Annotated in this window: 13 protein-coding genes; 2 read left to right on the forward strand and 11 right to left on the reverse strand. The window is 46.9% G+C overall.

Annotated elements, in window-relative coordinates; genetic code table 11:
• Positions 1-302 precede the first annotated feature (302 nt).
• Both HMPREF9469_RS34170 and HMPREF9469_RS06910 read left to right on the forward strand, forming a co-directional pair.
• Positions 303-698, forward strand: a complete 396-nt coding sequence (locus tag HMPREF9469_RS34170; RefSeq protein ID WP_166461751.1) for a hypothetical protein — start codon at positions 303-305, stop codon at positions 696-698.
• Positions 596-2,080 carry a collagen-like protein gene (locus HMPREF9469_RS06910; RefSeq protein WP_166461754.1) on the forward strand — a complete coding sequence of 495 codons (1,485 nt, stop codon included), beginning with the start codon at positions 596-598 and terminating at the stop codon, positions 2,078-2,080. Before HMPREF9469_RS34170 ends, HMPREF9469_RS06910 begins: the two co-directional genes overlap by 103 nt.
• Before the next feature lie 185 nt (positions 2,081-2,265).
• On the opposite strand, the gene HMPREF9469_RS33485 is transcribed toward HMPREF9469_RS06910, so the two are convergent.
• From HMPREF9469_RS33485 to spo0A, 11 genes are all read right to left on the reverse strand, one after another.
• Positions 2,266-2,601, reverse strand: coding sequence for a DUF2461 family protein (locus HMPREF9469_RS33485; RefSeq protein WP_007860405.1), 336 nt, complete (start codon positions 2,599-2,601; stop codon positions 2,266-2,268).
• Positions 2,552-2,950 carry a DUF2461 family protein gene (locus tag HMPREF9469_RS33745; RefSeq protein WP_007860407.1) on the reverse strand — a complete coding sequence of 133 codons (399 nt, stop codon included), beginning with the start codon at positions 2,948-2,950 and terminating at the stop codon, positions 2,552-2,554. The genes HMPREF9469_RS33485 and HMPREF9469_RS33745 overlap by 50 nt, the downstream gene beginning before the upstream one ends.
• An 11-nt stretch (positions 2,951-2,961) precedes the next feature.
• On the reverse strand, positions 2,962-3,810 hold the full coding sequence (locus HMPREF9469_RS06920) for an RNA polymerase sigma factor (RefSeq protein WP_007860408.1): 849 nt from the start codon (positions 3,808-3,810) through the stop codon (positions 2,962-2,964).
• Between the two features lie 415 nt (positions 3,811-4,225).
• Positions 4,226-5,230 carry a peptidylprolyl isomerase gene (locus tag HMPREF9469_RS06930; RefSeq protein WP_007860410.1) on the reverse strand — a complete coding sequence of 335 codons (1,005 nt, stop codon included), beginning with the start codon at positions 5,228-5,230 and terminating at the stop codon, positions 4,226-4,228.
• 13 nt (positions 5,231-5,243) lie between these two features.
• Positions 5,244-6,029: a Cof-type HAD-IIB family hydrolase gene (locus HMPREF9469_RS06935; protein ID WP_007860412.1), complete on the reverse strand. Its 786-nt coding sequence runs from the start codon at positions 6,027-6,029 to the stop codon at positions 5,244-5,246.
• Entirely contained in the window at positions 6,022-6,636 is a 615-nt protein-coding gene (locus HMPREF9469_RS06940; protein WP_007860414.1) for a Maf family protein, read from the reverse strand. The genes HMPREF9469_RS06935 and HMPREF9469_RS06940 overlap by 8 nt, the downstream gene beginning before the upstream one ends.
• Positions 6,637-6,733: 97 nt before the next feature.
• Entirely contained in the window at positions 6,734-7,285 is a 552-nt protein-coding gene (locus tag HMPREF9469_RS06945; RefSeq protein WP_007860415.1) for a putative ABC transporter permease, read from the reverse strand.
• Between the two features lie 46 nt (positions 7,286-7,331).
• The gene (locus HMPREF9469_RS06950; protein ID WP_007860418.1) at positions 7,332-7,772 is read right to left on the reverse strand and encodes a divergent PAP2 family protein; all 441 of its coding nucleotides are present in this window, start codon (positions 7,770-7,772) and stop codon (positions 7,332-7,334) included.
• 42 nt (positions 7,773-7,814) lie between these two features.
• A complete protein-coding gene (locus HMPREF9469_RS06955; RefSeq protein ID WP_040415687.1) occupies positions 7,815-8,327 on the reverse strand; it encodes an HD domain-containing protein in 513 nt (170 codons plus the stop codon).
• A 57-nt stretch (positions 8,328-8,384) separates the two neighbouring features.
• Positions 8,385-9,830 carry a glycogen synthase GlgA gene (gene glgA, locus HMPREF9469_RS06960; RefSeq protein WP_007860421.1) on the reverse strand — a complete coding sequence of 482 codons (1,446 nt, stop codon included), beginning with the start codon at positions 9,828-9,830 and terminating at the stop codon, positions 8,385-8,387.
• 97 nt (positions 9,831-9,927) lie between these two features.
• Positions 9,928-10,746: a sporulation transcription factor Spo0A gene (spo0A, locus tag HMPREF9469_RS06965; RefSeq protein WP_007860423.1), complete on the reverse strand. Its 819-nt coding sequence runs from the start codon at positions 10,744-10,746 to the stop codon at positions 9,928-9,930.
• Positions 10,747-12,384: the final 1,638 nt, after the last annotated feature.

The raw sequence follows: 12,384 nt of genomic DNA on the forward strand, positions 1-12,384 counted from the left end.
TGTTGCCAACAGAAATGAAATTCCGGTTCAGCAGGTTCGATTCTCCTGCAGTTCCGGAACCGTGCTGATACAGGTATTACCTGCTCATAGAAAGCAGAGGAGCCGCCACCACTTCTCCTCCCACATTATCCGAGGCCAAACCAGAGGTCTTTTAGATAAAAAACCGGTAACAAACATCACTCCATAAAAGCTTATCCATTAACTTGCCTTGCAACATTCCTATTACCCAAAAGGAGGGGGAGAAATGTATTATAATTATCCCGATAATATAAATATGCATGATAATACGAACCGTCAACCATTTGAAAATGACTTTAATACTTCATCCGGATGTATGGGAGAATCCAGGTGTCCCGGGGATTGCAAATGCTCTGGAAACTGTAAATGCCCTGATAACTGCAAATGCCCTGACAGATGCAAATGCCCTGACAGATGCAAATGCCCTGACAGATGCAAATGTCCCGATAACTGTAGATGTCCTGACAGCTGTGATTGTCCTGACAACTGCAGATGTAACTGCGATTGCAGATGCTGCAATCCATGCCCGAATCCAGGATGCTGTCCAAATAGAGGACCAACAGGTCCAAGGGGACCTATGGGACCAGAGGGACCAAGAGGACCCATGGGAGCAACTGGGCCAAGAGGACCTATGGGACCCGTTGGGCCGAGAGGATGCCCCGGAATCCAGGGACCAGTAGGGCCCACAGGAGCCATGGGACCACAAGGTTATGTGGGGCCAACAGGACCGGTCGGACCAACAGGTGCACAGGGTGTAAATGGAAATACAGGTTCTACCGGAGCTACCGGACCTACCGGACCTCAGGGACCTAGAGGAATAACCGGCACAGCCGGTGCCACTGGCGCTACCGGAGCCACTGGTACCAGTGAAACTATCACCATCCGTAATACAATCACCGGAAATCCAGGTGAACCGGCCGAAGTGATCGATATAACCGGCGGACCTGACCATGTCCTGGACTTTATTATTCCTCGTGGGGCTACCGGGCCTGCCGGGCCTACCGGTAATACTGGAGCCATGGGACCTGCCGGTGCTACCGGAGCCACAGGTGCTCAGGGTATACAGGGTGTTGCCGGACCTACCGGGGCCACCGGGCCTCAGGGACCGCAGGGCATCCAGGGAGCTACAGGTGCTGCCGGTGCCACTGGCGCTGCCGGTGCTACGGGCGCCACGGGTGCTACCGGCGCTACCGGCGCTCAGGGTATACAGGGTATAGCCGGACCTACCGGGGCTACCGGGCCTCAGGGCATCCAGGGTGTTGCCGGACCTACCGGGGCCACCGGGCCTCAGGGCATCCAGGGACCTACCGGTGCTACTGGCGCTACGGGTGCTCAGGGTATACAGGGCGTTGCCGGACCTACCGGACCTCAGGGTATTCAGGGCGTTGCCGGGCCTACCGGTGCCACCGGGCCTCAGGGTATCCAAGGGGCTACTGGGGCTACTGGAGCCACTGGCGCTACTGGCGCTCAGGGTATACAGGGTGTTGCCGGACCTACCGGTCCCCAAGGACCTCAGGGCATCCAGGGTGCAACCGGTGCTACCGGCGCCACAGGTGCTACCGGCGCCACTGGCGCTACTGGCGCTACCGGTGCCACAGGTGCTACCGGTGCCACAGGTGCTACCGGTGCGGATGCAACTCTTGACGTACTTGCAACTGTTGACCCCACTTACCAGGATTCAACACCTGGCGGTGCATTGACGTTTCATGATGCACCTCTCCTGTCCGGCGAGTCCATTAGCCAGCAGGCCGGTTCTACCGATATCATTATCAGTGAGGCTGGAGTTTATCAGGCAGCCTTCCATTCCACAGTAACAGTGGGCGCCTGCATAACCATTCCCACCACGGTAACAGTCAGGCTGGAAGCTGACGGTGTATCTGTTCCCGGAGCCATAGCAAGACATACCTTTACTTTTTCAAATGAAACAGCCACCCTTGCATTTACAGTACCATTCACGGTTACCGCACCGCCTGTAACCCTTCGCGTAGTGGTAGATGAAGCAGGATTTATTTTCAGCAATGTTTCCCTTATTGTTATGCGGTTGGGCAACGTAGCTCCGTAATCTGGATGCAATTATCTTCTATGGCTACAGTTATCTTCCATGGCTGCTGTCATCCATGAATGGTAAGTTTCTGCTGATCGGCTGATCGATCGCCATGGTGAACAACCGGGTTATCCATAAAAAGATAACCCGGCTGTATCCTGTACATCCATCGCTCTAAGATAACGCTGACAGCGTACTTCCCCCTATATCGGCCTTTCCGGCATGACAAACCCATCCAGTGCCCTGTTCAGAAAATCATTAAATGGCTTTATCAGCAGGTACATTTCCCCTGCAATCTTTACAAACCTTTCTAAATCATCAAACACGCCGTCCTTCAGGTGATATTCAACAAACCAGCTTTTATATTTTAGATATTCTGCAGCCGGACAATCAGAAGGATATCCTTTGGGTACATTTTTCAACGATGTTCCCATAATCCTGAAATGTGCAGTAAATTCCGGTGATTCCACTATGCCCAAAAACTCCTCCTCATGCCCGTGTATGTATTCCCTGATGCGGTATGTGACGTCCTTGAACATATCTGCAAACAGCCCTCCTCCCAAAAATGACTTTCTCCGGCGATATGTAAAGAAAATAACCTACCGGAACAGGCAATTTACCTGCAGCCGCAATATGGCACCGGAACACAGGATGATAAGGCTGCTTATCCGCGCTGAACCTGGTATCCCGGCTCAGTTTAAATATCAAATTTCGTGGTTCATTGTGAAGTGCGGTTCTATCCCATGTTCCGATTTCAAGTATAAGGGCCTGAATCAGATCCTCAAACTCCTTGACAGCTGCCCGTTTCTCCTCTTTGTGGCCATGATACCATTGGCGATCATTATTCTGCTCAAAATCTGAAAGATAGGAAATCATACTGTTTTTCATTACAGCTCCCCCTAAAGTTCCTGAATCTTTTTAAATGAGGCTGACTGCAAAATCTTACAGACCACATCCTGCGCCCGCACCGGCGACTGATAGCTGGGCAGCATTTCAAAGGTAAGGGCTAATGCATCCAGTTTTTCCATCTCATCCATAAACTCTTTTGAAACTTCCTGGTCCATTGTCTGAAGCTTAAGATAATCTAATTTTTCCGGGTTGATCCGCCTCTGAGTAATGGCATAATTGACCCGCCTGCTGCAGGAACAGATACCTTTTTCCGTTAGACCACAGTGAACATCCAGAAAAGCCGCTACCTTTTTCCGTATTCTTGAAAGCTTTTTGCGGTAATTCTCCGGAGTCAGATCTAAGATTTCTCCGGCCGTATGGCTGTCAAGCTTAAACATCGTTCCAAAAATAAAAATACATCTGCTTTCCGGGTCCAGGCACTGGAGCATTACATTGGTACAGCACATTTTTAACTCTTCAGCAAGTGTTTCTCTGCTGATATCATCCACCAGGTCATCAATACTTCCCATATCCGCATAACGGATGTCATTTCCATAATACTCAAAATCCAGCGGCTGACCGGCAAACATAGACCTCTTATAATTTTTCAGATAATTGACCGCCAGCCTGTACACCCATGTACGAAAGGAACTCTCCCTGCGAAAGGAAGACAAATGGGTCATGATTCGGATCAATATCTCCTGGGCCGCATCCTCTGCATCCTGGACCGTGCCCAGCATGCGCAGCGACAAATTAAACACAATATCCTGCACACTATCCAGCAATTCCTCAAGAGATCGATTGTTTCCAGCGATTGCCTCATCAATTAATACACGAATTTCATTTTCATCTCTTCTCATATTCTTGTCCTTTCCTGCTCTCTGCTGTTTATACTGTTTTACAGCTGAATAAAATTCAACACCCACCTCTCTATTATTAGACAGCAGTTTTCCACATCTGTGACAGAAAAAGACCTCATAAATCGTTCAGATAGTATGTTCCTTCTAAAAATACAGCTTCAAGTCCTAGTTTTTGGAAATATTCCGCCATGGCAATACATGCAAATCTCTCAGTTGAATAATGGGTAGCACCAATCACACTGATCCCGTTTGTTTTTGCAATCCTGTGAAACTCCAATGTGGGTTCAAAATGCATGTCCACGGCTTTTCTTATTACCTATTATTATCATATATAATAATCGATTTCATAAAATGCCGGACTTTTCCATAGCAAAAAAGCTGCCGGCTGTTATCATTATTCAGCCGGCAGCTTTGATCATTTAGTAAAATAACTGTGATATAGTTGGAAAAAGCTGTCTGTCACACAACCCTGTCCACCGGAAAAATCCACCACCTCACGCAGGTCATCCTTAAGCTTTACTGCATGTTCCCGTACAAACGGTTCATAGATGGCCAGAAATGCCCTGGTCTTTTTATCCTGGGCCAGCATACTCTTCCTAGCAGCAGTCGCTTCCTCATCATATGCATTGGTACACTTGAAAATATAATACTTTCCGTCCTGCTCCACAATGCCGCTGATCTCATCCTGCTCCAGAGCAAATGCTGCCTCCTGCCTGCTGTCCAGATGGTCATTCCATTCCATGGTATATAAAATCTGAGCATCCTTGGAGCTTCGTGTAGCAATGGAAAAAAAGTCCGCATTTTCCTGCCGGACCTGAGACAGGATATCCTCCGCCCTCTCCCTGGTATCCAGTTCAATCTGCTGAACCTGGATCACCTTTGCCTCCGCGTCACTGACCTCCAGATTTTCATTCCTGGTCAGTTCCCCAACCAGCTTATCTGCTCTGTAATATTCACAATATAAGTCATATATTTCACTCTCTGATACATCTATATAGTCCTTATCCTGGTCTGACAGACTGCGGTAGTATTCCTTTGACAAGGTCTTGAGGGAATCCTTTTCCTGACCTGTCAATTCCACTCCCTGTTCGTCCGCCATCATATTCGTGGTAGCCAGTTCAATGAGGAACTGCTCAATCTGATCGATCAGCTTGTCCTCAAAGGTGACACCACTGTCGTCCGCTTTTACGGACCACAGTTCACTGGTATATATGTTTTGATAACGGTTCCGCTCAGTGGCTGCTATGACCATGATCTGTCCTTTGGTATAATCCTTTTCCACGGTCTTAACACCGTTGGAAGACGCAGCCTTTTTGGAGCAGCCTGCGGCAGGCAGCATAACCGCCATACAGACTGCAATCATTACAGCAACAGCTTTTCCTCTCATCCCCCGTATTCTGTTGATCTTACTTCCGTCCAATAAAGAACTCCTTTCACAGCAGATGTCTTAAAATCTTGAGGACACCGTCATTCTCATTGCTGTCAGCCTGGAACCTGGCTGCTTTCCTCACTTCTTCCCTTGCATTTGCCACAGCAAAACTGTAATATGCCCGGCCCAGCATCTCAATATCATTCAGCTGGTCACCAAATGCCATAGTTTCCTCAGGTTTGATCCCCAAACTATCCTGGATCGTCTCAATGGCCTTTCCTTTGTTCACACCCTTAGCCATGCAGTCCATCCACATATCGCCTGCACATGCTACCTTTAACTCATCCTTAAACTCTTCGTAAATATCTTTGGTGGCTGCTTCGATTCCCTCCGGCTTATAAATAGAAACCTTCACACAGGGCTCATCCAGCTCCAGAAGGTCATCTACCCTGGTCAGGTTGAATTTATAGCTCTCGGTAAGCCACCTGAACAACTCCTCATTGGGGGATTCTATATAATCTCCATTGGCACCTGCATAAACCACTTCCAGATCCGGATACCGGCGCACCTTCCTGATAATACGGTGAACGATCTCCGGCTCTATGGAATATACATAAAGGCTTCTTCCACAGCATCCCACATATGCCCCATTATTAGCAACATAAAAAATCTTTTTTTTCACAGGTTCAAAAGCATGCTCCACACTGGCCCATGGTCTTCCGCTGGCAATGACAAACTGGATTCCCTTTTCACGCAGCTTAAGAATGGTATCAAATACCTGAGGGTTTACACTGGGCGAGCCGTCCTGTACAAGTGTTCCATCCACATCTGATACAATGAGCTTAATCATCTTCCCTATCCTCCAAAAGTCCTTTAATCTCCTGGTTAAGCCTGCCAAGAGGTAGGCCCACCACATTGGCGTAGTCCCCGTCAATTCCTTTTATATAAGCTGCAAACCGGCCCTGTATGCCATATGCTCCGGCTTTGTCTAGCGGTTCCGGACATCCTGCATATTCACTGATCTCCATGGGCGTCATGGGATATACATGGACATCCGTCTTTTCCGCAAAGGTAATACCATGGGTCATCCCCCCGCCCTGGCACAGCAGCACCGTTACACCGGTATATACCTGATGGGTCCGGCCCTGGAGTTTCTCAATCATCTCATAGGCCTTCATGGGGGTCCCGGGCTTACCAAGGATCTCACTTCCCACAGCCACCACGGTATCCGCACCAATGACCATGGTTCCTGCCCCGTATTCTGCAGCTATGTCTTCTGCCTTTTGTCTGGACAGTTCCATCACCACCCGGTCCGGCTTTCGTTCACCGGTTTCCTCCGCCATATGGCTCGGCCTTATCTCAGGTTCGATCCCAATCTGGTTCAGAAGTTCTTTTCTCCTGGGAGAGGCGGACGCCAGTATAACCCGGTATCCGCCCCAGTTCTCATTTCCATTCATGTCATTCTCCTTTAAATGTCCGCCAGATATAAAATACGCAGAAAACCAAAATGCTAATAGAGCTTTAGTACTATTTAGTGCAAATATATCTTTAATACTAATATATCTTCAGGCGGCCGATCGCCCTTTCCTCTTCTTCCATACCGCCCATGCGCAGACGCAGGCAATGGATAAAATCCACCAGGTAAAACACAGTCAGGCCAACCGCTAACATACTGCCCAAATTTCCAGGTATGCTAAACACCAGGGAACGTACCCAGTGATCCAGAAAATAGAAGAAAAACAGCCCCAATAACCCCCAGGCCAGGCTGCTCTCCAGGCAAACCATGCCCCTGTAATTAAATGCCTTGTGGCTGTAATCCCACCAGAACGCACCGAACAGGCGTACCATGATATTGGCTGTCACCAATTCCATCGTAGTGGCCATGGCCATGGATGCCGTATAAAGTTCTACGGGCCTTCCTGACACAGGCTTTAACAGCATACATGCCCCAAGAGCACCAAAACCGTATATGATGCAAAAGGGGCCATGGCCAAAGCCACGGTCCACCACAGGCCGCTTATATTCAACACTGAGGACAACGCATTCCAGCAGATATCCAAGAAAACTATATAGAAAAAACCAGTTAATGAAGCTGTAAATATTCATGCTATCTTCTGTCCTTCCTGTCTAATGTGACGTCTCCCCCAACACATTAAAAGTAAGGATCCATTGCAAGTGCAAGCAGAATTCCCAATATCGCACCTGCCATAACCTGCAGCGGGGTATGTCCCACATACTCCTTAAGTTTTTCCTGAAGCACCTCCGCATTCAGCTTCAGCGGATTTTCCATCAGGATGGAATTGAGAAGTTTGGCCTGCTTACCTGTCTCCCGGCGCACCCCGATGGCGTCATACATAACAACCATAGATACCACAAATGACACGGCAAACTCAAAGGAACCAACCCCATATCTCAGCATGGCCGCGGTCGTCATACCGCAAACCGTGGCGGAATGGGAACTTGGCATACCGCCTGATCCCACCAGCCGCTCCGCATTAAAGCTTTTATTCAGCAAAAAGTCGATCAGTGTCTTAAGGAACTGGGCAACCACCCATCCCATTACTGCGCTGACAAGAATCTGGTTGCCCAGCATTTGTGTCCAAACATTCATATCGTTCTTCTCTTTCCCCTTTCGTTAACGTCTGGCCGGCTGTGCAAAAAAGCACATCATGAGCCAGCGCTTAAACCGGGCCGTTGTCTCCAGCGTACTGCATAGTTTATCCGCACAGGTAATTGCATACCCGGCCTTTGTTACCGGAGGTACCGGTGTCAGGGGCCACATATGACGGAGAATGATCGTCTCCTCCTCCCATGACAGATTAAAATATCTGTCCGCATTGCGGAGTGCTTCTCTGGGATGGGTGAATCCATGAAAATGCTTCCCCGTCTCCCTGGCATGGGTATGCCAGTCGTATAAAAACAAATCATGGAGAAGCCCTGCTCTCGCAGCGCTTCTCCAATTTCCTCCAAACCTTTTACAGAACTTATATCCAAGATATGAAACCTGTATACAATGGGTCTTGCAGGTCGTTGTCCCATGCTGTATATACTGGTCCATAGACTGGAATACAGGATGTTCCAAAATATCCTTCACACACTCCATATATTCCTGATCACTTGTGTATTCATATAACCCTGATGGCTCCATGGGCATCACACCTTTCTTCCTTTATCAGATATATTATCTGATATTCCAGGTCCTCTGTCAATATCCAATCAGCCAATCGTAAAGTTCCTGATACTTAGCGGCAGATGCCCCCCAGGAGAAATCCCTGGCCATGGCCCTGTCAATGATCTTATTCCACTCACGGCGCTTGCTGGAGTAGATATACTTCGCATAGCGCACACTGCCCAGCATCTCGTGGGCGTTATAATTAGCAAAGGAGAATCCGGTTCCCGCTCCCTCGTACTCATTGTAAGGTTCCACAGTGTCCTTTAGACCGCCTGTTTCCCTGACAATGGGCACCGTGCCATAGCGCAGCGACATAAGCTGGCTCAGACCGCATGGCTCGAACAGAGACGGCATCAGGAACGCATCGCATGCTGCATAAATCTTATGGGACAAGGGCTCTGAATAATAAATCTGGGCAGACACCCTGTCGTGATACTTCCAATCGTAATGACGGAACATATTCTCATACCGCTCATCACCCGTTCCCAGCACCACCAGCTGCAGATCCTCGCTGCACAGTTCATCCATCACGCACTGTATCAGGTCCAATCCCTTCTGATCCGTAAGACGTGATACAATACCGATCATAAACTTCTTCTCATCTACAGGCAAGCCAAGTTCATCCTGAAGCGCCTTTTTATTCTTTGCTTTTTCCTTACGGAAATTCTTGGCATTATAGTTCTGGAAAATATGCGGATCCGTCTCCGGGTTGAACTCGTCATAATCAATTCCGTTCACAATCCCCCTGAGACTGTCTGCCCTGGCTCTCATCAGGCCGTCCAGACCCTCACCGTAAAACGGCATCTTGATCTCTTCCGCATAGGTGCTGCTCACTGTAGTGATAGCATCCGCAAATACGATTCCGCCTTTCAGCAGGTTACCATCTTTGTATGCCTCCAGCTTATCCGGTGCAAAATAGTAATCCGGCAATCCTGTAAAGCGCTGAATAGTCTTCACATCCCATACTCCCTGGAACTTCAGGTTGTGGATCGTGATGACCGACTTCATATCCCGGAAAAAATCTCCCTCGTGGAATCTGTCCTTAAGAAGTACAGGAATCAGACCAGTCTGCCAGTCATGGCAATGCACCACATCCGGCTGAAAACCAATGACCGGCAAGGCCGACAGGGCCGCCCGGCAGAAGAAGCAGAACTTTTCCAGATCCCAGTACCAGTCACCGTAAGGTTTAGGTCCGTTGAAATAGCTCTCATTGTCAATAAAATAGAAAGTGACGCCTTCATGCTCATATTTAAGAATCCCTACATAGCGGCTCTGTCCCAGATAGTCCATATAGAAGTGATTCACATATTCCATACGGTCACGCCACTCCTGCTTGATACACAGGTACTTGGGGATTATAACCCTTACATCAAAAAACTCTTTGTCAAAGCACTTAGGCAGAGAGCCAACTACATCTGCCAGTCCTCCTGTCTTGATAAACGGCACTGCTTCTGAAGCTGCAAATAATATTTTCTTCATCCAAACCTCCCTCTCCTGACGAACAGGTTCCTTATGCCTTTCCATATAGTATACCGTATTTTACCGAAATTAGGAAGTTCTTTCTGATTAAATTACTTTAAATTTTTTTGTATTCCAGAAGTATTTTATCTGATATCAGCGCAATAAATTCAGAGTTAGTGGGTTTGCCTTTTCCTGTGCTGATCGTATATCCGAATACTTCATCAATGGTTTCCATCTTTCCCCTTCCCCAGGCAACTTCAATCGCATGACGAATGGCCCTCTCCACGCGGCTGGCCGTTGTCTGGTTCCGTTTTGCAATGGCCGGATAAAGGATCTTCGTGACAGAGCTCATCATTTCCTGGTCCTCCACAGACATTGCGATTGCGTCCCTTAAATACTGATACCCCTTGATATGAGCAGGAATCCCTAACTCGTGAAGCATTTTCGTGATATCTGTCTCCAAATGCTCCTTCATGTATTCCTCTCTTGTGATATGTGACTCCTCTCCCGGTTCAAAGGGAGCTGTCACCACCTTACCCATGGTCTGCTTTTCCGGCAGCTTTCCAATGTGGCGGATCTTGTTGACCAGAATCTCTTTGTCGAACGGCTTCATCAAATAGTAGTTCGCTCCCGCTTTGAACGCGTCTTCTGTCATCTGCTCTCCACCTACTGCACTTAAAATGATAAACGCAGGATTTTTCATAAATGTATGTTCGCTCTTTACCTTTTCCACCACGGATATCCCGTCAATTTTCGGCATTACCAGATCCAACAGCACGATATCCGGCGTTGTATCCACAATCATGTCAATGGCATCAGCGCCATTATCTGCCTTACCAATTACGGATAATCCATCCTCAGCATTGATCAGCTCATCCAGAGTATTCAGAATCAGCGGATTGTCATCAACAATCGCAACATTCAGCTTTTCCACTTCCTTTTACCTCCTAAAATTGTTTGCCTGTGCTAAACTACCTGCTAAAATATGTGTTAGTTGATTTTCGACCTTCTGGTTTACAAAAATCCATATCATTCGTCCTGAGCTCCTCGCGAATCTTATTATATATGTTCCCCATAACATATATCAACGATTCGTGGTCGCAATTTTAGACACATGTCGAATTATAATTGTATCATTGAGGGTTATATTTTGCAAGTTATTGTTTTGCAAGTTAACGAATCCGTAACAAATAACCACTATATTTTTAGCATATTTTCACATTTCGACACACATTTTGTCATAAATCGCCAGTAATCGACTAATTAACCCATATTTCATCATGCACTATTATAGAACGCATCCAACGCACATTTTCTCCTTGTCTTTTTCTGCCGGATTCCTCAAATTCATGCATCAGCAAGATACCCATGGGCTGTATTTTCTTTGTGAATTACGCGTAAAAACCATGTAATTTTGTAACCCTTTTATACTTTGTCCCTCATGTATCGCAGCGGGAAGTGACATGAATCTGGATATTTTAGCAAAATATTTCACTGTGGTAAATCATTAAATTGGTAGTTTGTACGTGAAGCCCGCGCGTAGGAGGGGGAGTTATATTTATTTCAATGATTGGATATAAGGTGACAATTAGGGTTATTAAGTTAGATTGGTTCGTGTTTGTGCGAAGGGATGTTCTGAGTTTTTTTGGTGTAGAGGTGGATGGACGATCTGATGTGGCATGTTCTTCTTTTTGGGGGATTCAATCTAGCTTATATCGGCGGATTGATGATTGATATAAACTCCTGCCATTTCTGTTTGACATAATTTCACTAGGATATTCCTCACATCCGCTGGCCGCTGGAGGATATGATATTCTGAGGCAGGCTGTGCCACTTCTGAATAAAAATTTCTTTTGCTCCATTGCCACATAGGTGAAGGATCCGTATATGATCGTTGAATGCTTTTTAGTGTGATGGATAATTGAGGCATATGATGTTTGAACGTGTGATTACTTTTGGGTTATTGGAATGGGAGTGTGTTTGGTTTTCTTTATTGTAGAAGTGATGTTTTTGTTTTTTGGGAAAAATTGGAGATGTTATTTTGGGAAGATGGGTGTATTGGAATAATTAATGGAGGGAGGCTATGTGGTCTTTGTATTGGGGTGATTTGATTTCTTTGATTTCTTTTGCATGTCGATCACTTATTCGGTACGCTGGAAGAACAGGATAGTCGGGTTTATCAGAATAGTGCTTTCATCTGATGTTTTAATATTTTTTATATTATATGACTTAATTGATTCGGCTGGAATTAACCTATGCTGGGGCTGACCGTTTAGGGCGCAGCGATATCAATATTACAATGGATTTCTATCACCACAGCTTCCTTGCGGAAGCTGACGCTTTATAATTTGGGTAACATTCTGAAATTAACTGATTTCAATCCACAGCCCCCTCGCGGAAGCTGACGGAAGTACAAATAATCGCGTATCTTCGCTTGAGGGATTTCAATCCACAGCCCCCTCGCGGAAGCTGACAGGAGTCTATTTCCGCTCCGGGCTGCAAGGCAGGAATTTCAATCCACAGCCCCCTCGCGGAAGCTGACTGCAAATATGTCTAATTTTCTTTTTTATAC

Origin of the sequence: [Clostridium] citroniae WAL-17108 (assembly GCF_000233455.1) — a bacterium.
In the GTDB taxonomy this organism is placed as follows: Bacteria; Bacillota; Clostridia; order Lachnospirales; family Lachnospiraceae; genus Enterocloster; species Enterocloster citroniae.